Below are 22,622 nucleotides of genomic sequence, written 5' to 3'. Positions count from 1 at the left end.
CAGGAACCGTACCGTTCGTCAGACAGTACATCACGAAGCGTGACGGCTTCCAGCGGCCGCGCGACGGAGCCGATCATTCAGGGCTCGCCCCAGTCCAACCTCCGGAAACTCATGTGCGATGATAACATCAAGATCGGCTGAGTCGAGTGCTCTCATCATTGCAAAGAAGTTTGCTGCACACGTTTGCAGTCGAACTCCGATATCCGGGTTTGTATCGGAATGAAGCAGGAGGATCTGGCTGAACCCGTCGTCCCACGTTCGCGTTGATTCCGTGAGCAGGCCGCATTTTTGCCCTGAAACAGGGATGGCGCGAGCTTCATGTGGGAGAAGAATCAGTGGTTTTCGCGGTGCATAATGGCGGCTCAGCATCCCAGGCGCAGGTTGAGCTGCGTCATCGGCAGAAGAATTCGGAACTGCGACGGCGATGGTTCCCACAATCTGCTCGATGGATTCCAGTGGGATGCCTCCATGACGCAGTAGCAGGGGCTGTTCCTGCATCAGAGAAATCACGGTCGATTCCAGACCAACTCCACAGGGACCGCCTTCAACCACAAAGTCAATCCGATCTCCGAGCCCCTGAAGCACGTGAGCCGTTGTGGTCGGGCTGATGCGTCCGAAAGGATTCGCGCTGGGGGCGGCGATGGGACGATCGGTCAGCTCAAGTAGTTTTCGGGCGATCGGATGGGCCGGAATCCTCACGCCAACACCGGGCAGTCCGGAAGTGACAAGGTCGGGAATGCTGGCGCTTCGGGGGAGTACCATCGTCAGTGGTCCGGGCCAGAAGTGATCGGCCAGTCTTCTGGCGACGTCGGGGAATATCTGCACCACCTGCGGCAACTGCTGCTGTGATGCAATGTGAACGATCAGAGGGTCGAAGCTGGGGCGTTGTTTGGCTTCAAAAATCCGAGCCACTGCCGCACTACTGGTGGCGTCGGCCCCAAGTCCGTACACCGTTTCGGTCGGGAATGCGACGAGTTGACCGTTTCGCAACGCATTCGCCGCTTTTGACAAGTCGATGATGACAGAAGCGGTTGTCGAACACATAGCATCAGGAGCAGTCAGAAGATGGGGATTTCGTCAGGCGTCGTAATCGTCAGTCGTTCAGGTCGTCGAGGTCATCCATTTCATCGAGGTCATCAAGGTCGTCCATATCCGGATGAAGTGGGTCGTCCGGTGAAAAGAAGAAATCACCGAGGCCCATTGGAATCTGATTTCCGCCCAGCGACTGACTGCGTTTGTCAGCTAACGACTGAAGATCACTGGCATCTTCTCCCAGGCAGCGTTCCAGCGCCTCGCGCCAGACGTCATCTCTGGCCACCGGGTGTGTGGGGTCCTGTGATAATCGTTTGAGTGCGAAGCGAAGGATATTAATTCCGTCACGGGTTGAAAAATCAAGATTCAGCGAATGGGCCTGCTGAAGGAAGTCGACGGTCAAATTCAGCATCTGATCATCAGCGAATGGCAGATGGTACTGCAGAATGGTGAGTTCATCTTCGCGGGACGGATGTCCCAGTGTTAGCGTTGGCTGCAATCGGCTGAGGATGTAGTCCGGAATTTCGAATGTCGATTCATCATCATTCATTGTGACAGCGCATCGGAAATCAGGATGCGCGTGAATCGTGATCCCGGCAACAATCGATTCGACATAGCGTCGATAGTCGAGCAGCGGTGCCAGACTCGCCCATGACTTTTCGTTCATGCGGTTGCCTTCATCCAGAATGCAGACGCCACCGCGAATCATGGCGGTAACCATGGGCGAAGCGTGATAGGCGATCTTGCCGCTTTCGGCGAGCACAGGCGTAACCAGCAGGTCTTCGGGGCGTGTATCCGCAGTGCACTGGTAGATATACAGTTCCTGATTCCGTTTGCGAGCGGCAGATATGGCGAGCGTGGTCTTGCCGATACCCGGGGTGCCCACCAGTCGGGGAGTGAGCGGAAGGTCTCGTTCATCGACCACCAGCCAGCAGGCGAGAAGCTGTCGCAGAACTTCCGTCTGACCAATCCATTCAGCCTTGCTTGCGTCCGGCGTCGCGAGTCGGAGATTAATTCCCTCAACATTGTGCGTCGTACTCATGAATCCGTGAACTCTCTTGCTGTTCTTACTGAATCGGGTTCCCGGGTCGGGAATTCTGCCGCGTACCATCATGGTGTTGCTGTGCCGTTGTGGAGTATGACGCCAATACGGGAGGCGTCGAGCCCACCGGGCGAATCCGTTGTGGAATCCTCTGGCTTGCGTCGATCGTACTTGCGGATCAAAGGTGCCCCATGGCTTTCCAAATCATTCCGTGGTTGTGACAATTCCGGATTGTTGGTCGCTTCAGTATAAGGTCCACGTCTGCGTCCAGAACGCGGGCCAAACTTTCATTTTTCAATTCAGGTCAATTTGCATTGACGGGAGCAATCTCATGGCGGAAGTCAAAATTGATGTTCGGGACAATGGCCCATTTCTTGTCGCCGGGCCGGTGACCATCTGTGATGCCGCAGGCAACACCTTTGATTGTCAGGGCAAAGAGATGGTCGCTCTTTGCCGCTGCGGGGCTTCTGCAAGACGTCCGTTTTGCGATGGCGCTCACAAGGGTTGTGGATTCGAATCTTCAGAACGAGCCGTCTGAATCGACTCATTTCCAATCCGGCGACCGTGGCAATCCAGCAACGGCAGCAATTCAGTGCCAGTGCCAGTGCCAGTGGCAATCCTGGCGATCCCGTGACAGTGTGATTCCGGTTTCGGAAGCTTCTGAAGGGGCCGAAACCGCACCCCAAACGTTAAAGCAGGGGCTCGACAATGATGGCGGTTCGATTTAGCAAGTGTCGAAATCCGAGTGTGGATGCATGTTTCCGTTCAGGTCTGTCGTTTGTGTGGACCTGCTTCCTGGTATTTGGCACTGCACTCATTCCACAAAGCGTTTCTGCTCAGGACATCATTGATGTCTGGATTGGGACAGGTCGATCTTCACTGAGTCGAGGGATTTACCACACGACACTCAACTGCAAGACGGGAAAGCTGTCTTCTCCCGTTCTCGCCGCAGAAGCGGATGCTCCTGGCTTTCTCGCGATGCACCCCAAACGTCCGGTGATCTACGCTGTGGCAACAATCCAGGATGAGCCGTGTGTGGCTGCCTATTCGATGGAAGGGGCTCCCGGGAAGCGGTCATTGACGCTGTTGAATACTATTGAGATCGGGGATGGTGGTGCGGCCCATTTGAGCGTCGATCGGACCGGGCAATTCCTGGTGACAGCGCAGTACGGCGGCGGTTCTGTTGCATTGTTTACCCTGAATACGGATGGATCTCTGAAACAGCGAATTCAGATTGTGGATCACGAAGGTGGATCGAAAGTGACGCCTGGCCGGCAGGACTCCTCGCACGCGCACTGGGCCGGTTTTTCAGCCGATCGCCGTTTTGTCCTCGTACCGGACCTGGGTTTGGACCAGGTGGTGATTTATCAGTTTGATGCAGTGTCTCCAAAGCTGGTGAGGCATGGAGCAGGCATCCTGCCGCCCGGAAGTGGCCCAAGGCACATGAAGTTTCATCCGGATGGTAAACATATACTGGTGCTGAATGAAATCGGTATGACCGTCACCGTTTTTGCCTGGGACGCAAAAGCGGGCACGATGACACCCGTAAATACGGTCTTCACGATTCCGGAATCTGATTTGTCCGAGAAGGGGCTGAGCACATCCGAAATTCGGATCCACGAAAATGGCCGTTTCGTCTACGCGGCGAATCGAGGGCACGACACGATTTCCGTATTTCACTTCGAACCTCGAACGGCCGCGTTGACACTGCTGGAAAATGTTCATGTGCGAGGTGCTACGCCGAGGAATTTTAACCTGGATCCGACGGGCCACTGGCTGATTGTTGGTGGTCAGGACTCGCATACGCTTGCGAGCTTTGAAATTGATCAGCAGTCCGGCAGGCTGACTTACAATCGAAGCATTGTCCATGCGCCGTCCGCCATCTGTGTTCTATTTGGATTCGAATAGTGCAGCCGTCCAGAAGCTTGATTCCCGCGTTGCTGATGGCGGCTGGAAGCAAGGCCTTGAATTCAGCTCTGCTGCACTTCTTCGATTCTGTTGACTGTTCATGAACAAGGGACGTCTAAAATGTTCAGAGTTTTCACCTCAGTCTCCCGACTCACCCTGGTTCTGTTTTCATTTCCGGGCGTGTTGTTGCTTGCAGTCTCCAGCAATCTTTCAGCTCAGGAAAAAACATCGGCGAAGGAACAGCCACGACGCAATGTGGTTGTGATTGTTGCGGACGATCTCGGAATGCAGTTGGGCTGCTATGGAGACACCGTCGCGAGAACTCCCGGAGTCGATCGCCTCGCAGCACACGGGACCCGATTCACTCGGGCATTCTGTACCACAGCAAGTTGCAGCGCGAGTCGATCTGTGTTGATGACAGGACAGTTCAATCACACGACCGGGCATTTTGGTCATGCCCACGGCTACAATCATTTCAGTACTTATGAATCTGTACCAACGTTGCCTGCTATTCTTGGTGATGCCGGCTATCGCACCTGCAGTATTGGTAAGTATCACCTTGCACCGGATTACGTTTATTTCTTTCAGGACTACAGGAACGACGGGACATCTGGCGCGAGAAACAGTGTTGTCATGGCCGCCAATGCGAAGGAATGGATTCTGGAAGACGACACAAAACCATTTTTCCTGTACTGGTGTTCGAGTGATCCGCATCGTGGTGGCGGTCCCGGCGGATTTGCGAACTTCAACAACGATCCGAAGCATTACCCCGGTGTGGAGACTGTTCGGTTTCGTCCTGAAGATATTCCGATGCCTTCATGGCTTCCCGACAATGAAGAAGCCCGTTCAGAGATGGCCGAGTACTATCAGGCCATTACACGATTTGATCAGGGCGTGGACCACTTGCTCAACGCGCTGGTTGAAACCGGGCACTGGGACGACACACTGGTCATGCTGTTAAGTGACAATGGCCCTCCGTTTCCTGCGGCCAAGACCACTTTGTATCAGGCCGGCATGAATTTGCCGTTGATTGTTCGAAATCCGGGACAGCCGGAAGGCGTCGTTTCTTCGGCCATGGTTTCCTGGGTGGACATTACGCCGACTGTTCTGGACTATTGTGGTGTGACACCGAAGCCACGATCGCCAATTCGTCCGGCAGAAAACAAGGGCCGTGCTGATCAATCCGCTTCGGCTGGCGGCAGGAATGCTGTTCGCCCTGTGAAGTTTGCCGGTCGCTCATTCCTTGATGCTGTCGACGGCAGGCATGACGATGAGTTTCGTGAAGTCTTTGCATCACACACATTCCATGAGATTACGACCTACTATCCGATGCGGGTTGTGGTTGAGGACAACTACAAATACATCTTCAATGTTGCACATCAGCTGCCCTATCCGTTTGCATCCGATTTGTATGCATCGCCAACCTGGCAGGGGGTGCTGAAACGTGAAGAACCGATGTATGGCGTTCGGCCGGTCTATCAATACCTGCATCGTCCACGGCATGAATTGTACGACCTGGTCTCGGACCCCGATGAACTGGTCAATCTGGCAACGCAGCCGGAGTTTGCGGAGCGACTAAGCCGCATGCAGAAGAAGGTGCAGGAGTGGCAGAAGTCGACTCGCGACCCCTGGGCTTCCAAATGGGAGTATGAATAGCCGTCAGGATATTCGGTTCTGCAGGCTAACCTAACCTATTGAGAAACGGCACTGGCTCGATCAGGAGACCTGAAAGCACGATGGTTTCCAGTCGTCCTGCGTGCCTGCCCTGGCTTTCCAACGGACAGCTGAAACTGAATTGTCGGTCGCCCGGTGCGCAGCCGCGCTGTATGGTGAGATCAGCAGGCAGAAGCAAGTTCGGGGTCACCCACGTAGTAGCCCCCACTGTGCCGCGATTGAATGAGTGAAACCTGGGTTAGGCGGCAAAGATCGAGCAGTTCGTTTGCAATCTGCATTACTTCAATGATGTCGTTACCCTCGTCCAGCGCCTGTTTGAGCATTTCTGTTACGTGGGCCATATGGTCAATTCCCGACTCTACTGCAGTGTGATGGAGTCGATCGGTTAACTCTTTCAGATCGTCCGTATTCTGGTCATCGAGTGCAGTGACAAACCGTTCGATTTGCAGGCCGATGTCCAGCGCGGTGTCGGTGGAGACCTGTGGCAGGCTGTGCTGGTCCTGGTTCTGAAGTTTGACAGCGGTAATGAAACGTTCGACAAGTTCCGGGTCAAACTGTGTCCCGGCACACTTCCGCAATTCGGAGAATGCTTCGGCCGGGGTGAGGCGTCGTCGGTAGTTGGCTTCTGAGGACATTGAATCGTAGGCATCGGCGATTGACAGAATTCGAGCACTGAGTGTTGGGCGTGTGCCTTCCGGGAATGCGTGCCCTGCATTGCTCAGGTCGAACCAGAGCGATTGCTGCTCCATGATTTCCGTAAGCACACTGGAAGCAAAGGAAGACTTCACAAGACGCACACCCACAGAATGGTGTCGTTTCATGATCTCCCATTCTTCGTCGGTTAGTTTACCCGATTTGTGAAGAATGTTGTCGGGGATGCCAATCTTTCCAATGTCATGAAGAAGTGCGGCCAGTTCCAGGTTGTAGCAGTCTTTCATCGACAGCAGGCCTTCTGCGGTTGCAACGCAAAGATCAGCGACGCGACGGCAATGTGCAGCTGTTCGGTGGTCGCGGAATGACAAGGCCGAAACCAGTGCAGAGACCGCCTGGAATGGAATGGTTCGGTTGGCTGCCCTGGATTTCTGCGGTTCAGCATTTTCTCGGCGAATTGGAGCAGGACTATCGCCCAGTGCAGCAATCTGTTGTTGCGCTTTGTCGTAGCGAATCACCTGGTTACGGCCATGTCGCTTGGCAACGTAAAGGCACTTGTCGGCCTTGTCGAGCAGATCCTGGGGCGATGTCGCTTCGCATTCGGTCGAGGCCACTCCGAGACTTGCAGTGATCTTCAGACTCGAGATCTTCAGTGACATGATGGCAAGTCGAATGCGTTCGCCCACCATTTCTGCTTCATCCAGATCCGTTTCGGGCAGGAAGACAGAAAACTCCTCACCCCCGTAACGGCACACGACACCCGGGTCGGTTACCGTTTGCATGACCGCTGCAGCAACGCGGCGCAGAACTTCATCGCCCATCGCGTGCCCATGATTGTCATTGATGGACTTAAAGTGGTCGATGTCGACCATCATTGCACAGCACTGTGCAGACGTTGTGCTGAATCGGTCCCAGTCTTCTTCGAATATCTTGAAGAAGCTGCGGCGGTTGACACAGCCCGTTAACGCGTCGCGTGTGGCCAGCCATTCGAGTTCACGATTCTGCTGTCGGACTTCTTCACTTGATTGTTTCAGAGATGTCAGAGCGTCCTTGAGTTCGCGTTGTTTCTGATCCAGGACCGTGACGTCTTCAAAACTTGTAACGACCCCTCGAACGTTGTTTCGGTCATCATGGATCGGTACGGCGCTGACGGAAAATGTTTTTTCGCGTCCTTCCGTAAACAACTTCATAAGAACGCCGCGGATGGGTTGACCGCCACGCAGTGTTGCCTCCCAGGGGAGGTGTGGTTCGGTCGCTTCTGAGGCAATCTGGAAGCCCGTCATTCCCACGTCCTTGCCAATCCATGCGTCAACGGAAATGTTGGTGCAGTGTGAAAATGCCTTGTTCGCGAGGACAATTCGCTTTTTCAGGTCTAACACCAGTAGCCCCTCCGCAAGCGCATCCAGAGCCTCGCGGACGCGTGGAGGGACAACATGCGATGGATTCAGATGTTTGAGGACGCGCTGAAGGTAAAAGTAGAATCCGATCGAGAGACCGACCCCCATGAACGCGACAAGTGCAATGTCGAACCGGACAGGCAGCCCGAAGGGGCCCGTCGTTGGTTTGAATCGGACTTCCATTTGTCCCCATGGCTGTCCGTCTGCTGAAATCGGCACAATGAACTGATTGTTGTTGGATGCAACGTCTGTCGGATCCCAGCGAGACGAGTGGTCATTGATGTTGATGGCCAGCTCATTGCTCAGTTGGCGAATGCCAAGCGAATCAATCTCTGGTTGCCGGTCGACGACTTGCTGCAGGGTTTCCTGGACCTGCGCAGCGCTCATCCGAGGAGCCATGGCCATGAACGAAATAGATGTCGATTCGCAAAACGCTGCTCGATTGGCAATCGATGCCGTTTGCGAATCCGGGATCAGACCGATCAGACTGGCAACCAGCACGCTGCTGATTGCCAGACTGACCAGGCCAACCACGATCCGTGATGTGGATGAGAGGGGCTTCATGTACGGTCTTTGCTAGTCTTAACTCTCGATATTCCCGCTGCCTCCCTTGTCGGGAGCAGGTTTGGTCACCATCGAAAGCAGTGATTCGTTATCTTCTTCCTGATTTCGTTCGAATGAATCGAGAACCGGAAGCGGGTCAAACGCCTGCCAGGCCGGAAGCGCTGACAGGAATGTGCTGAGTAGGGTTCCCCCTCGCAGCATCCAGACAACATAGCCCACAGAAACTGATGTCGAGACTGCTGCTGTCGTGCCCACGACGACTTTGTTCGTAAAGAGCGTTTCAGATTGCTGGTCGATCATCTGTTGATGGAAAGACGGGTTGTCCAGCTTCAATGATCCGATTGGGATAATCGATTCAGATGGACCGATGAGGTAAGTTGTTCCTCCCCACATCGGAGATTCGACACTCTTGAGGTGTGATCGTGAGCTATGCGGTCCGCGAAGTCCGTCATTGGAAACTGGTCGGTCCGGTACCGCGTCCAGATTTGAAGCAATCAAGAACGTCGTTTCCAGATTGCGGTCCTCGTCTGACGTTGAAAGAACGCCCGGGAACATGACTCCGGATTTGTAGTTTCCTGTGGCGTTCCTGCCGATCTGTGTCTCGGTTTGAGTTCCTGAGTCTTCTTCGCTTCCGGAATCACCGGATCGCCTGTCTGTCACTCGGCTTTCGGGTTCAGGCGAATAACTGTTGCCGAAGGTACCTGGGACGATATCCGGAATGAGATCAGATTCTGCGTCTATACCATTGATGGATTCATTCGATATTCCACTGGACGGACCTGAGGTTGATGGCGTGGATGTTGTCGGCGTGGTTGTTGCCGGTGGCTGTATGCTGACCTGAATACTGAGTGTGACCGTTGCGATATCACTGAGATACTGGCCGTCGGTGACTCGGTAAGTGAACGAGTCGTTGCCGGCAAAGACGCCAGCTGGCATATAGTAGAAACTTCCGTCTGGGCGAACGGTCAGCGAGCCGCTGGTTGCTCCGGACACGAGGACAACAGTAATTGCATCTCCATCAACGTCCATGTCATTTGCCGTCAATGTGCCAGCTGACCTGTCGATGGCAAATGTTTGCAATCCCTGGAATGAATCGTCGACAGCAACGGGAGCCTCATTCACATCCAGTACCGTGATACTGAATCCCTGATCGCGAAAGAGTCCGCTGGCATCCGTCGCCCGAACGACGATGCCTACGGCTGGCGTCGCCTCATGATCCAGAATTGCACCGGCAGCGACAGAAACGTCTCCCGTCACCGCATCAATCGCGAAAAAGCCGTTTGCGGAATTGATAAGGCTGTAGGTGATCTGGTCGCCAGCATCAACGTCCAGTGCTGCGGCCTGCCCAACCCATACTCCCGCCGAACTGTTCTCATTGATTGTGGCGTTGGTGAGCAGAATGCTTTCAGGCTGCTCATTGATATCCTGCAGTACAAACGTCACGCCGATTTGATCACTTAGTCCCTGAAGGTCCGTGACGGTGACAATTCCGGAGAAGACGGGTGAAGTTTCGAAATCCAGAAGTGAGGCATCCAGCACTCGAATAATTCCGGTCATCGGGTCAATATCAAACGCTGCTGCGACTCCTGGCGATGTCATGCTCAGTGAATAACGAAGCTCATCCATCGCATCGACATCGCTTGCTGTCATCACGCCAACGATTGCTCCCGCCGGAGTGTTCTCGTCAAGAATGAACGGCGTCGGATTCTGCAGTACCGGACTTTCGTTGACATTTGTGACTGCGATCACAATGTCCTGGATAGATGAACTTCCGTCGGAACTGTCAGCACGGACAGTAATGATATGCTGGTTCTGCGCTTCGTAGTTCAGCGAACCGATCAGCGTGACGACACCAGAGTTTGAATCAATACTAAACAGCCCGCCAGCATCATCGACAAGTGAATAAGTGATGATGTTTGTCGTACTGTCTGCATCGACGGCGAAGGCCGTGATGCCAGTCAGGCTGCCTGAAGAAGCGTTTTCGGCAAGTGCATTCGGAGCCGTGTCCAGATCTATGGGGACTAATACGTCAAATTCATCCACGTCGCCGATGTTGATCGTGAAGGTCTTTGTTGTATAGCTGCCGTCGGTCGATGTCGCGCGAACTGTGATTGCGTATGAGCCAGCGGCTTCCCGATCAATCTGCCCATTGACTGTGACCTGCCCGGATACGCTGTCGATGGAGAACCGGCCTCCGGCGCTTTCGTCCAGTGTGTAGGAGACGGTGTCTGTTCCATCGAGATCGACGGCAAAGGCTGTGATTCCCACTACGGTGCCGACAGCACTGTTTTCGTCAATGCTGTCCGGTGTGGCATCGATGTCTGTGACCGGTGTGATATCGAATTCATCGAGATCATTGACGCCGATGTTGAATGCCTGAGTGGATGTTGATCCGTCCTCGGATGTCGCCCTGACGGTGATGTTGAGGTTGTTTCCGACGGATTCGAAATCAATGGCGCTGGCAGTGGTGACGACTCCGGTATTGGGATCGATCTGGAAGATTCCTGCGGCATCGTCATCGAGTGAGTAGGTGATGTTGCTGTTTGTTCCATCGAGATCGACAGCAAAGGCTGTGATTCCCACTACGGTGCCGACAGCACTGTTTTCGTCAATGCTGTCGGGTGTGGCATCGATGTCTGTTACGTTAGTAATCGTGTGCTCGTTCACATCCGTAACATGCACATGAAGTGTCTGCTGCCCAATGCGTCCCTGTCCGTCGCGAGCTTCAACGATCAGGTCGTAGATGTTGTCAAAATTGGCATCGATGGCGTTCTCGAAATCGGCGGGAGCAGTGAAATTCAGTGTGCCAGACACGGAATCAATCGTGAAGAGGCTCGCGTCAGAGCCACCGGCAATATGGTACGACAAAGATTGGGTCGGAAGGTCACCATCGAAAGCCTGAACGATTGTCACTGCTGTCGTGTTCTCAGCGATGGAGATATCCGATTCCAGCCCGCCACCGTCGCTGATAATCGCAGGGTTCTGATCGTTGACCGGCATGATGGTGATGGCAAAGTCGGAACTTGTTGTCGTGCCACTGCCATCGTCGACGGTGAATTTGAATCCGTCGATGAAGGTTTCGGAATCATCGTGATCGTAGGTTAGCAGACCCGCGTCGATATCTGCCTGAGTGAAGGTGGAAGAGATGTTGAGTACAATGCCATTGAGGCGCAGGACTCCGGACGTCGGTAATGATGTCAGGAGATAAGTGATCTCCGCCGGAGTATTGTCCACATCCGTTGTTTGCAGCATTGAAGGACCAATCACAATCCCGGTGTCACCCTCGTTCAATGACAGACCCAGGTTTGTGACGAGCACTTCTTCGTCGTTCACATTCGAAACGTCAATCTGAATGGTATCAATATCGATTTGTGCCGGGCCACCCGTGTTGCCATTGTCGCTTGTTGTGACTGTCAGCAAATCCGCAGCAATGCCATTGATATCGGTGTTTGCTGTGTAGCTCAGAGTGGCGAGTGTCGCATTGACGTCCGCAATCAGGCCCGTAATGGTCAACGTGGAACTGTTATTGCTGCCCGCCGTAATTGTCGCACTGTTGACCAGCGCCAGGCTGATGACACCATTGTTGACCGAAAGAGTCGTGGAAACGGGCAGGCCATTGGCATCAATATCTGAGACGAAAATACCTGGGATAGAAGTTTGCTGTTCCTCCACAACGGTTTGAGTTCCCGGTACCGTCTGCACCGGGGCGTCATTGACTGCGGTAACGCTGATAGTGGCTGTATCGCTGGCGGCACTGAACGCTGTCGTTCCTCCGTTGATGGTTACATCAACCTTAGTCCCCGCAATTCCACTCGTGCGGTCCCACGCACGATAGCTGATTGATGCCGTGTCAGCATCGATTGTATCCGGGACAAACCGCACTCGGTGTGAGGCCCTCAAAAGCAGGGCGGAAGATTCTGAAACCGTGCCTATGTCGTTCCAGTTCGAACCATCGATGCTGAATTGCCAGATGCCATGACTGTTGTTGATGCCGGTGATCGCCATTCCCTGCTGTGCTGTCAAGTCCGCATCTGTAACACTGCTTCCCAGCAGTTCAGAAACCAGATTTCCTGAGTTTGCCGTGTCATCTTCCGTGATTGTGGAAAATGCAGGCGAGACCGGAGACAAGACTGGAGCGTCGTTCAAAGCATTGATTGTGACCTGGGCTGTGGCGAGATTGCTGCTGTGGATGCCATCGGTCACGCTGACTTCGATGAGTCTTGTGGTGGTTGAGGGAGCATCCGATGTATTGTCGTATGTCAAAGTGCGCAACACCTGAGTGTATTCAGAGATGGCTGCGTTTCCGGAAAGAGTCAGGGTTCCGGCACTGTAGTTGGCCACGATGCTCGTGCCCGTGGTGTCGACAGACAGAATTTCGGATGCTCCGTCCTGCAGATTCGAAATGGTTGCTGTAAGGCCGCTGAGCTGACTGTCGCCAAGATCCGTGATGAATGCATCGGAATCGGCAATGCCAACGGGGCCACCATTCTCCGTGAACTGTGTCCACAGATCGGCTCCTGAAATTCCAGTGCTGTTGTCCGAATCAAGGTCAATCGAGGGGACACTATCCTGACCAAGGTAGTATCGATAGTGAGCCGTCACGGATTCACCCGCGCTGATCGAAGTAAACTTGTAAGCAAGAGAAATTGCTTCATCAGCCGTATTACTGCCAGCTCCGTTCAGTCCATTTGTCGCATCGAAGACGTCCGTAGCATTCCGGTTGGAAAATCCTCCGTAAGAGACCCTTGCATTTTCGCCATAGCCGACCAGTGCAAGGTAGGATCCGTCAGACTGTGTTGCCGAAACGATGGCCTGCCCACCACCATCGTTGCCCTGAGCAACGATGGTATTGATCGTCGTAAAAGAATCCGCACTCCCTTGCGCCTGATTGTTATCGGGATCGATGTTTCGCATGTAGTAGACATTAGACATGTCCGATCCCGTCGTATTTGTGAGTGTCACCACGACGTCGACATAGAGCTCGGTTGCCAGAACTGTATATGTCTGATCGATTTGCAGTCCTGCCACACCGCCAGACCAGTCGACTGACTGCTGCGATGTGGTTGTCGTCAGGCCCTGCAGTGTTCCGGTAATTTCCGGGGTCAGGATGTTGTTGTTATTGTTGTAGCTGATCCCTCCAACCTGAACGCCCCAGCCTTCTTCCGGTGATCCTGGCAGTGCAAAGTCGCCGTCGTAGGTGCCAAATCCGTCCTTGTCCGGATCACTTGTCAACGCCAGTTGCTCGCCTGCAAGTGCGTAGCCTGAAGGTGCCACTCCGTCAGAACCGAATGCTCCATCTGCCCCAAGACCAACCTGAACGAAGCTGCCCTGCAGGAATGCGTCACCAACAACCGGTGGTGCCGGTGGACTGTTGATGGTAATGTCAAGGCTGCCGGAATCGGTCATCACGCCGCCAGTTCCGGAGAATCCGTTGTCCGAAATATCGATGGTGATTGTGCCGATGACATCGTGATTAATGTTGTTCGTAAAGTACATGCCATCCAGAGCGGCATTGATGTCAGCGATTGTCCCGTCAAAGGTCATCGTTCCATCTGCGATTCCGTCACCCGTGACGAATGACAAACCCGCAATGGAACTCAGAGTCACTGTGCCATCCTGAACCGCGATGGAAACCGTCAGTTCGGGAGCATCGGAATCTGAAACGGAGATGGCGTTGTTGTTGCCCGTGCTGAATACAGTCGGCGTGCCTTCTATTGTCGATTGAGTACCTGGAGTCGTAAGGACGGGCGCGTCGTTGATATTCGTCACAGAGATGCTGAATGAACCCGTTGCGGAAGTTGAGCCGTCTTCGCCACCGTCGGTTAATTCAAAAGAGAAGGTGTCGAAAGTTGTTTCGCTGCCATCGTGATCATAGGTCAGCGACCCCAGATCCACCTGGGCCTGAGTAAACGTGTCATTCGTTCCCAGGATCGTGCCGTCCAGTCGCAACTCTCCGTTCGAGACATTCGAGGTCAGCCGATATGTTAATTCGCTGCCGGAATCATCCGGGTCTGATTCATTCAGCGATGCAGAATCAATCACATTACCGGTTGAGCCTTCCTGCACCATGATGCCGGTGTTGGTTCCGATGGCCGGACTGTCGTTAACCACTGTGTAGACCACGGCGGCCGGCTGTGGGCCGGTGGACAGAGAACCGTCGGAAACACTGACAGAATAAGCTGCCGGCGTCTCACTGCCATCGTGAATGAATGAGACCAGTCCGTCGATAACGTCCTGATGAGTGAAGCTGGTGGTCGCCAGGCCTGATCTTTCGAAATGGCCACCACTGATGCCTGAGACGGTCCATGTCAGTGCTGATGGATCGTTGTCAGGGTCAACGGAATCAAGATTGGCCGTCGTCAGGGTGACGGAATCGCCCTCAGTCACTGTCAGGGAGTTCGCAAGAATGACGGGAGCATTGTTGATTGCGACGACAGACAAACTGGTCGTTGCAATCTGGCTGTCGCTGGTCCCGTCATTTGCTACAAACGTGATATTGCGAGTCGAAGTATCCGGATTCTCGCTGCTGTTGTTGTAAAGGACGGTTTGCAGGACCGACTGGTAATCGACAATCGAACCAGAACCGCTGATGGTCAGCGTATCGGTGTTCGTATCCCAGACAGCCGTCAGGGCCGTTCCGGTTGTATCAGCAGTGAGAGCTTCTTCGGCATCCAGGCGATTTGTGATTTTCACCGTGATACCTGCAAGTGTGCTGCTGTCGATGTCGGTGAGCGTGGCATCTGAATCTGAAACGGCAACGGCTGGTCCGCCTTCAGTAAACGTCGTCTGGAAATTCTGACCTGTCACTCCGCTGCTGTCGTCTGCATCCAGATCAATGACTGTCGCGTCATTCACGGGTGTGATGTCGACGTTGATTGTTCCAAACAGCACGTCAACGCTGCCACCAGCGCCGGTATTGCCATTGTCGTTGATTGAAACAGCAATCGTGTCGACACTGTTGCCGAACAGATTGCCCGTAGAATGCAGGTACGAAATATTGGCAGAATTGTTCAGGTAGCTGTTGAGGTTTGATGATGTGCCGGTGATGGAGAGGCTGCCGGAGTCGTTGCCGGAGATCGTGATGCCAGCTGCGGCTGCCGCATTGATATTCCCTCCGGTTGAGGTCGTTAGTTTCAGGGTGAGTTCGCCGGCGTTCGCATCCGGATCAATCACGTCCATTCCGGATAAGTCGATCGCTGTTGCAACGTCTTCGATGACAGTGACTGATGCAGGAAGACTTCCATTGTTGAATGGTGCATCGTTGATGGCTGTCAGAGTCAGTGTTGCAGTAGCCGTATTACTGGTTCCGCCGTCTCCATCTGTCAGGACGACGCTCACCACACGTGCGCCCGGCGTTGGGTTATCGGTCAGATTCTGGATCGATATTCCATGGTAGACTGCCAGGACATCCGAAAGACCCGCGTTAGCGTTAAAGGTAACCGTCAGCGGACCGTTGGTCAGGTTTCCGGAAATGGTACCAATTGTCACACCACTGACGATGACGTTGCTGCCCGAGATCGTAGCACCATAGTTGGGAACGATTCGGAGAGTGTCAGTTCCATCACTGCCGGAAGAAATCAGAACACTCAGGACGCCGCCATCAAAATCTGTGCTGTCGATATCGACAATCGATTTCCCTGTGAATGCTGTCGCTCCGCTGCCTTCGGAGTAGCCAATATTGGAGCCATCGTCGACAACCGGGGCGTCATTGACAGCGTTTACCGTCACATTGATTGTTTCAGCGATCGACACTGGATCGCTGCTGCCGTTGGTGGTTCCATCGTCGGTAACCGTGAACGAGAAGGTCTCCGGGCCTCCGTTTGCGTCAGCGGCGGTACGGAATTGCATCCCCTGAATTTCGGCAAGGGTGTACGTTGTCCCGGCCGTGACGACTGTTGTGCCGTCTGCCAGAACGATCTCCCCAATCGCAGCATTCGGAACTGCGGTGACACGATACGAAAGCGACTGAGATGCTTCATCGATGCCGCCGCCGGTGCTGTAGTTCAGGCCGCTCAGCCCCAGACTGGTCAGGCCGCTGTCTTCTGCAACCGTCAAATCACTAACCGTCCCGGCTGTTCGGACAGGGGCATCGTTGACAGCGGTCACATAGAGATTGGCAGTGCCCGGCACGCTTGACAGGTCGCCCGCATCGTCTTTTGCTGAGTATGAAAAACTGGCTGTGCCATTCCAGTCGCTGTCAGGAACGAAATACAGTGCGCGAATCTCTGCCGTAGCGGCGTAGTCAACACCGATGGATGCTATTACGGTCAGGCTTGCATCCGTGTAGAGCGTTCCATTCGATGGCAACGAATTTAACTGGAACGCAATGACGGTTCCGTCCACGTCACTACCGCTCAGCAGAATGACCATGGAGGTGGTGTCTTCAGGCTGCGTTGATCCGGACGCACCGGAAAGTGGTACGTCGTTCACAGCCATAATGTCGATTGATCGACTCTGAACATTGGAGTCCATGTCACCGTCGTTCACCTGAATCGTCAGTGTTCGAGTCGCGGTGGCAGGTGCGTCGCTCAGGTTATGGTAAGTCACACTACGAAGGGCGGATCGGTAATTGGCCAGACTGTCGGATCCGGTCAGTGTCAGCGTTCCCGTTGTGTCATCCCATGTTCCGTTGATGTTGCCTGTGTTCGTGAACGACAAGACGTCTTCACCGGAAACGTAGTTGTTGCTGATACGGATCGTTGCTGATTCGAGATTGGCGTCGTCTGCATCGCTTACCAGGATCACATTTGAAACAGGAGTGGCCGCCGCATTTTCTGTGTATGTCAGCGCCGTCGATTCAAGATTGGAGAGCACCGGTGCGTCATTCGTCGCAACGATGGAAACAGTGCTGGTGACCACGGTTGAGGTCGCAAACAGGTCGGCAGCTTCGATTGTGACGATTCGGGACGTGGTGTCCGGCGAATCGGATGAATTGTCGTAAACGATTGACCGAAGCACCTGCTGATAATTGGCCACCGTGTCTGTGCCCGACAGACTCAGAACTCCGGTTCCGCTGTCGTAGCTGGCGTTGATGCCCGTGCCTGCGACGTTCGCGGACAGTGATTCGGCCGTGCCATCCAGCAGGTTTGTGATGGTCACGGTCATTGACTCAAGTACAGAGCTGTCTGAATCGGTGATGGTTGCGTCGGCGTCCACGATCAGGATGGATGAAAGGCCCTCGGTCCAGATTGTTTGATAGTTCGCGCCGGAAAGCCCCGAACTATCGTCGGCGTCGAGATCAAGCTTTGGAGCCTGAGGCAGCGTGTACTCGATTGCAAGATACGGCCGCAGCGCCACCGTTGCCGATTCGGAAGATTCGAATATCCAGTTATCCGCGGCGGCCGAAATCACGGCCCAACCGTAGTTGTCGCTGCCATCCGCCCATTGCTGAACCGTATCCTGAAGTCCTGTGATGGTGACCCAGCCGCTCTGACCGGCGTCAATGGTTGCCTCGATGGCAAGCGATGCCTCTGCACCATCGACCTGAATGCCGTTTACAGTGGTGTTCCACGTCGACGCTTCAGACCATGTGGACAACATTTGACGTAAAGCAAGGGTTTCTGCGCTGTCCGTGTTTGTGACATAAATCGAGAGGCTGGCAGAAAGGATCGTCGATCCATATTCAATCTGACCAGGGTTCGTCCCGAACATATTGTCGAATCGAATCAACCCGTTTGCCGTGGAGCCGACGTTATCTGCGGTGACGCTGGAAGAACTCCCGAAGGATGTCGTTGCTGCTGCCTGAGAAACATACGTGTCCTCAGTCCCGGTGTAACTGTTGACGCCTTCCTGGAAGCGAACTCCACCCACGATGATTTCGACAATGTCGGCATCACTCAGACTGCCACCGGTTCCGGTATTGCCAAGGTCTTCCGTCAGGATAGAAACCTGGGCAGTCCCGGCGAAGTCGGTGTCCGGAGTAAATTGCAGTCCATCGAGAGCGGCGTTAATACTTGAAAGAGTGCCGCTGAATCGCATTGTCGAATCACTTGTGCCATCCCCCATGTCGAAAGAAAGCCCAGCCAGGGTACTCAACGACAACAATCCGTTCGTTGCTGACAGTGTAACCCGCAGCGGGTTGTTGGCTGCATCGACATCCGAAACAATCATGGCCAGGGTGCCGGACATCGTCAGAACAGAATTGACCCCTGTCGTCCGGGTGCCTGGAATGAAGTTCTGAGGCGTGTCATTGACCGATTCGACGGTGAGTGTTCGTGTCTGGGCTGCCGACTCCTGAAAACCGTCATTGACAGAAAACGAAATTGTCCGAAGGGCCGTCGAAGGCATTTCACTGGCGTTATCAAACGTGATGCTGCGAAGAGCTGTCTGATAGTTTGCGAGCGAGGCGTTTCCTGTCAGCGAAAGCGTTCCGGTTGATGCATTCCACGTCCCGGTGATGCCATTCTGGTTGACAAAATGCAGCTGGTCCTGGCCACTCGAGTAGTTGCCCGAGATCCGGATCGTAGCGGCGGTCAGTGTCGCTGAATCTGTATCGCTGATCGTGATTGATCCATCAACAGCGACTGCAGGTGCGTTTTCGACATACGCACTGCTCCCCGATGTTGTGACCACAGTCGGTGCATCATTGACAGAGATATCAAGTGTGCCCACAGGGCCACTGCCACTCCACCGTTCGCTGATCTCCGTCGAAGACAACGCGCGATCATAGACAGCTACCGAATCAATGCTGCCATTGAAGTGACGATTGGGATCCAGATCCGACCGGGTTCCGATGTAAGCGTTTCCTGTCGGGTTAATGGCCTCGCCGCCGCGGTTGATGGTGTCCTCAAGCAAACCATCGATGTAGACGCGTGTGCCTGTACCCGGCGTCACGGTGGCCGTGTACATGTGCCAGTTGCCATCTGCAATTAATGAAGAAATATCGACGAAGCTCTGGCCATTCGTCATGTTATCCTTTGAGTCAAGAATGGTTGTGATGATGTGTTTTCGCTGGGAGATGGTCGTGAAGTTGTCTTCCGCAAGCGCGACAAAGACCATATTGGAGTTTGCGACCGCTCCATGACTGTAGAGATACTGAATGCTGGTTCCTGAATTGTCGTCGACCTTAAAATAGAACGACAAAGAGAACTCGCTGTTATATGTCACATCTCCGAGTTCGACATATTCGTACGTGCCATTGAAATGAAGCGCCTGACCATAGTAGCCGCTTGTTGTCGTCGGCGAATTGACCAGAGTTCCATCAATGCTTCCGATGGAGTCAATGGCATTTCCATCCAGTTTCCAGTAGTTGGTCAGACTATCATTTCCGTCGGTGACAAGATACTGGACCGAATCTGTTCCCAAATATGCAATATCGGATGTGTATGTAATATCTGAGCCACTATATGTCAGACTGCCGTGTGACGGGTTCGTGACATCAAGAACGGTCAGTGGGTCGCCCTGTGGATCGTAGTCGTTGCTGGTCACATTAATGGTTGTCGGGGTATTCGGAGACACTGCGACCCAGTCGTATGTCGCGATTGGCTGACCCGTGGCAATCGCGACATTGATACTGGCAGTTTCTGTCGAAGTGCTGAAGGCAGATGTCCCACCATTCACACTTGAGTCAACTTTAGTGCCCTGAATGCCGACCGATTGATCCCAGGCCCGAAACGAGATCGAATTTGAGTTGCCCACCGTGCCTGAAGGAACAAGCCGTACCAGGTCAGAATCACGGAGCAACAGTGACTGACTGGCTGACACGACACCAATCGAATTCCAGCTGACTCCATCGTCAATGCTGTATTCCCACGTGCCATTTGCTGCTGTCGTCGCATAGACAGCAATGCCTTCATTGTCGGCATCCGCATCTATGATACGATCGCTGCCAGCAGAAGCGATGATTTGGCCAATCGTATTTCCGTGGTTGTTCAGATCTGAAATCGATATCGTGTTCAATGTCATGGTGCCCGCGTTATCGAGCACGGGCGCGTCGTTGAGAGCAACAATCTGAAGCGTAGTAGTCGCCGTCAGACTGCTGACAAACGCATCACTGGCAACAAACTCAATGGTTCGATCTGTCGTTGTCGGGTCTTCTGAGGTGTTGTTGTACCGAATCGTTCGCAGCACCTGCTGGTAGTTGGCGATCGTATCCGTGCCGCTCAGGGTCAGCACGCCCGTACCGCTGTCATACGATGCTGTAATGGACGTTCCCGTGGTATTGGCGGCCAACGATTCGGCGGCCCCATCCAGTAGGTTGCTGATAGTGACCGTCATCGAATTCAAATGAGTGCTGTCACTGTCCGTCAGCGTGGCATCGCTATCGGCAATCAGCACGGGACCGCCGTTTTCCGTAAAGCTGCCGTTGAATGCAGTGCCCGTAGCGCCTGAGCTGTCGTTGGCGTCGAGATCAATCGCCGCTGGTTGCGGTGGAAGGTAGGCGATCGTCAAATACGGTCGAAGCGTTACGTTGCTGTTTTCTGACGAAATGAATTCCCACGCATCACTATCGTTTGTGAGTAAGCTCCAGCCGTAATTCGCATCTCCGTTTGCCCAGCCCTGAAGATCAGCAGCCAGGTTTGTGAACGTCACCCATCCGGCGGTGGTTGCGGAAATGGTGTCAGAAGCAACCGCAGCAGCCTCGGTACCGTTCGTCGAAATACCGCCGACCATCGAACTCCAGGTAGACGATTCGGACCAGGTCTGGTTCATCTTGTAGAGACCGACGACGGAAGCAGGTGCCGTGTCATTGCGATGTGAGACATACACCGACAGCGTCGCATTGGCAATGGTCGCTCCGACCGGAATCTGGCCTGCTCCGGCACCGAACAAATTTTCAAACCGAATGAGCCCCTGCTCTGCAAAACCAGACCAGTTGTTCGTTTCCACAATCGTATCGTTGCCAAACGAACTGGAGGCGGCGTACTGTCGAACGAAGGTGTCTTCCGTACCGACGTAGCCGTCCACACCTTCCTGGAATCTGATGCCGCCGACCTGGATGTTCAATTGATCGCTGTCTGTCAGATTGCCGCCGGTTCCCGTGTTGCCCAGATCTTCGGTCAGGATGTTGATTACAGCCGTGCCGTTGAACGACGCGGTGGGACTAAACGTCATTCCATCCAAAGCCGCATTGATGCTCGCAACGGTGCCTGTCACCGCAATCGTTGAATCCGCCGTGCCGTCACCAGTTGAGAACGTCAAACCCGTGGTCGAAGCCAGCGTCAGCGTGCCATTGGTCGCTGACAAGGTGACTTGAATGCTGCCTGCCTGTGCATCCACATCACTCACCTGAATTGCATTCGCGGCAGAAAGAACAACTGGCGTGTCGACGTCAGTGACCATATCACCAGGCATGACATTGACCGGCGCGTCGTTGACGGCCGTCAAAACAATATCGCGTGACTCAGTGACGCTGTTATCGATGCCATCGCTGATCGTGAAGCTGACGGTGCGAGTTGCCGCAGTCGGATTATCGCTGGTGTTTTCATAAGTAATGCTAAGAAGCGCGGTTTCGTAATTTGCCAGCGTTGCCGACCCGGTGAGCGTGAGCGTACCGTTCACCGAGTCCCACGCACCGGTGATGCCATTTTGATCCGTGAATGCCAGAATATCTTCGCCATCGACATAGTTGCTGCTGATCGAGATGACTGCCGATTCGATCGTTGTGCCGTCTGCATCCGTGATCGTAACCGCCGACGTGATCGCCACCGGTCCGTCGTTTTCGGTGTAGCTAAGCGCAGTGCCTTCGATGTTGGCCACTACCGGAGCGTCATTCGCCGCGGTGATCTGGACGACCGTGTAGCCCGTTGCGTCCAGCGCTCCGCCTGTGCCCTGCGCGTTGGCCGCGTTCCCATCGTTGAAGGTCCAGTCGATTTGCAGGCTGGCTGGTGGCGTGTTGTTGCTGTTGCTGTAGGTGATAGAATGCAGAACTTCATTGACCTGCCCGCCGGTCGCGGTGGCGTTGAAGGTGATTGCAAGCTGGCCACCGGCATTGGTGTAGCTTCCGATATTGATGGAAGATAGTTCCAGAGTTCCGGCGTTGAGCACCAGGTTTCCAGTGGCACTGAATACGTCATCGCTGTTTGCGCCGCCATTGCGAACCAGTGTGAGCGTGGTTCCGTCAAAATTGTCGAGAGCCGCGTTGATTTCGGCATCGAATAGCGTGACATCGCTGTCTAACACGACCGCCGCTCCGTCTTCCGTATAGTTGGCAGTGCCAATTTGGCCATTGATTTGGCGGACTGAGATGTTGTCCACCGCGGAGTCGACTCCGTTGGTGGCTGCACTCATCGACCCAGCGTCATCGGAGGTGTCCGTAAACGTCAATGTGGATGAGATCGAATCTGCAACGAACTCAAATCGGTATCGGACAAACGTGCTGCCATCTGTATCCGTGAGAATCTGCTCCGATGTCA

At 54.0% G+C, this 22,622-nt stretch carries 7 protein-coding genes; 3 read left to right on the top strand and 4 right to left on the bottom strand.

The window, feature by feature from the left end; translation table 11 throughout:
- Window positions 1-30: 30 nt before the first annotated feature.
- Window positions 31-1,044, bottom strand: a complete 1,014-nt coding sequence (locus R3C20_13655; GenBank protein ID MEZ6041546.1) for an L-threonylcarbamoyladenylate synthase — start codon at window positions 1,042-1,044, stop codon at window positions 31-33.
- Window positions 1,045-1,093: 49 nt separating this feature from the next.
- A complete protein-coding gene (locus tag R3C20_13650; GenBank protein ID MEZ6041545.1) occupies window positions 1,094-2,074 on the bottom strand; it encodes an AAA family ATPase in 981 nt (326 codons plus the stop codon).
- A 331-nt stretch (window positions 2,075-2,405) separates the two neighbouring features.
- On the opposite strand from R3C20_13650, the gene R3C20_13645 reads away from it, so the two are divergent.
- The 3 genes from R3C20_13645 (at window position 2,406) to R3C20_13635 (ending at window position 5,638) form a co-directional block, all read left to right on the top strand.
- Window positions 2,406-2,612 (top strand): CDGSH iron-sulfur domain-containing protein, encoded by a 207-nt coding sequence (locus R3C20_13645; GenBank protein ID MEZ6041544.1) that lies wholly within the window; start codon window positions 2,406-2,408, stop codon window positions 2,610-2,612.
- A 170-nt stretch (window positions 2,613-2,782) separates the two neighbouring features.
- Window positions 2,783-3,982 carry a lactonase family protein gene (locus R3C20_13640; GenBank protein MEZ6041543.1) on the top strand — a complete coding sequence of 400 codons (1,200 nt, stop codon included), beginning with the start codon at window positions 2,783-2,785 and terminating at the stop codon, window positions 3,980-3,982.
- Window positions 3,983-4,102: 120 nt separating this feature from the next.
- Window positions 4,103-5,638, top strand: coding sequence for a sulfatase (locus R3C20_13635; protein ID MEZ6041542.1), 1,536 nt, complete (start codon window positions 4,103-4,105; stop codon window positions 5,636-5,638).
- A 179-nt stretch (window positions 5,639-5,817) separates the two neighbouring features.
- On the opposite strand, the gene R3C20_13630 is transcribed toward R3C20_13635, so the two are convergent.
- Together R3C20_13630 and R3C20_13625 are read right to left on the bottom strand one after the other, a co-directional pair.
- Window positions 5,818-8,268, bottom strand: coding sequence for a diguanylate cyclase (locus R3C20_13630; GenBank protein ID MEZ6041541.1), 2,451 nt, complete (start codon window positions 8,266-8,268; stop codon window positions 5,818-5,820).
- 18 nt (window positions 8,269-8,286) lie between these two features.
- Window positions 8,287-22,464, bottom strand: a complete 14,178-nt coding sequence (locus tag R3C20_13625; protein ID MEZ6041540.1) for a cadherin-like domain-containing protein — start codon at window positions 22,462-22,464, stop codon at window positions 8,287-8,289.
- Window positions 22,465-22,622 lie beyond the last annotated feature (158 nt).

The sequence above is a fragment of the Planctomycetaceae bacterium genome, from assembly GCA_041398825.1.
GTDB lineage: Bacteria > Planctomycetota > Planctomycetia > Planctomycetales > Planctomycetaceae > F1-80-MAGs062.
The sequence above is the reverse complement of the archived record's forward strand: the minus strand, read 5'-3'. Positions and strand labels throughout refer to the sequence as shown.

What these genes read in the sequence shown, in the direction of transcription:
- R3C20_13655 (MEZ6041546.1), bottom strand. Translation starts at nt 1,044, where the DNA reads ATGTGTTCGACAACCGCTTCTGTCATCATCGACTTGTCAAAAGCGGCG.
- R3C20_13650 (MEZ6041545.1), bottom strand. Translation starts at nt 2,074, where the DNA reads ATGAGTACGACGCACAATGTTGAGGGAATTAATCTCCGACTCGCGACG.
- R3C20_13645 (MEZ6041544.1), top strand. Translation starts at nt 2,406, where the DNA reads ATGGCGGAAGTCAAAATTGATGTTCGGGACAATGGCCCATTTCTTGTC.
- R3C20_13640 (MEZ6041543.1), top strand. Translation starts at nt 2,783, where the DNA reads ATGATGGCGGTTCGATTTAGCAAGTGTCGAAATCCGAGTGTGGATGCA.
- R3C20_13635 (MEZ6041542.1), top strand. Translation starts at nt 4,103, where the DNA reads ATGTTCAGAGTTTTCACCTCAGTCTCCCGACTCACCCTGGTTCTGTTT.
- R3C20_13630 (MEZ6041541.1), bottom strand. Translation starts at nt 8,268, where the DNA reads ATGAAGCCCCTCTCATCCACATCACGGATCGTGGTTGGCCTGGTCAGT.